This is a genomic window from Spiroplasma endosymbiont of Megaselia nigra (assembly GCF_003987485.1).
GTDB lineage: Bacteria > Bacillota_I > Bacilli_A > Mycoplasmatales > Mycoplasmataceae > Spiroplasma.
The window spans coordinates 1-1534 of the sequence record NZ_RCOO01000233.1 but is presented as its reverse complement, the minus strand read 5'-3'; the positions used below and the strand labels follow the sequence as shown (position 1 = coordinate 1534).

The following is a 1534-nucleotide window of genomic DNA, read 5'->3' as shown; positions in this document are numbered from 1 at the left end:
TAATTTAATTTATAATGCTATTTTAAAAACTAGTTTATGAATGGATATATTATCAGGTGGGACAATTTCCGATAAAATTAATAAAAAAGATTTATTTCCCTGAGTAAAAAAAGATAATACTGGGTTAATTGAGTATGCTAAATGATTAAGTTATATTCAATCTGCTTGTTTATTAGCAGTTATTAATTGATATTTACCAAAAGGAGTTAATGATTTAACTGGTAGTGCATCATTTTCACAGGGTGGTGTTGCTTATTCACAAACTAATGATCCTGAGGCAAATGAAAATATTACTCGTGATGTTAAAAATGCTTTAAAATTAGCAGGTGAAATAATTGATATTATATCTAGTAAAACAGTATCTAGACCTTATAATTATAGTTTAGATAATTATGCTCATTCATGAGAAGAAGAATATAAACATATTAGTAAAAAAACTTTTTATCCAACATTATTATTTTGATTAAAAGAAAGATTCCAAACAGATAATTCAATTAATATAACTTATCCAACTATTAATGATTTTTCTAAAATTGATTATAACGAATATATCAAACTGATTGTTCCATTTGATAATGATACTATCTATTATGAAAATAATATTTGAAAGGCAAAACAAAGTGGTGAAATTCCATCAGATGTTATTAAAGATAGTGATTTAGATAAAAATTATATTGATAAAGAAAATGGTAAATATATTGTAAAAACATCAAAAAAACTAGATTTATTTATATCTGGATTTAATGCAGCAATAGAAGGTATAAACAGAATACTTGATTTAAAACAAGATAAATTAATAGGTGGAACAAACATTAAAACTATTAATAGTAATTCATTATTAGGTAGTGGTGATATATCTATTGATACTAGTAATGATTGAGAAGTTTTTAATACTAGTGATTTTAAACCTAATGATACTCATTATATTTTACCAATTACTCCTAATAGAATATATAAATATAAAGTTGAATTAGGATATTTAAAAGAAAATAAAACTATTTATAAAAGTTCATTAATTTTTAGTGAAAAAAACTTTGATAAAAATTATGATGTAGTAATTGGAAATACCTTTCAATTTTCAGGTTTACTTATTTTTACAATATCTATTAGTTTAAGAAAAGGTTATGAAAATGCTGTTATTAATTTATTAAATCAAAATGGTATTAAATATGAAATGCAAACATTAAGTATTGAAAGAAAAAAAGTAAGTTAGAAAGGAGTTTAATTAATGAAACAAGATAAAACGACTTGATTAAAAGGTGCATTACCTTGAAATTGATTTAAAAAAAACCCTATTCCGACTTATAATTGAACTCATAAAGATATTAGAGAATGAGAAAGAAAATATAAAATTCGTAGTTGAGTTGTTGGTTTTTATACAATATTATTTTTATTACTTAATGGTTGATTAGAATATGGAATGATTAATGCAATAAAAGATAATATTAATTGATATAATTATGGTCAATATTGAGGTAATGGAATTGCTATTTTACTAACACCTTTATTTACACACGGAATTCAAGGTATATTT

Annotated in this window: 2 protein-coding genes; both read left to right on the top strand. The window is 22.6% G+C overall.

Annotated features, from left to right (window positions below; translation table 4 throughout):
• The coding region (locus D9R21_RS06395; RefSeq protein WP_206609250.1) for a hypothetical protein at window positions 1-1213 on the top strand (1213 nt) is incomplete at its 5' end.
• Window positions 1214-1228: 15 nt separating this feature from the next.
• The coding region (locus D9R21_RS06390) for a hypothetical protein (protein ID WP_148108872.1) at window positions 1229-1534 on the top strand (306 nt) is incomplete at its 3' end.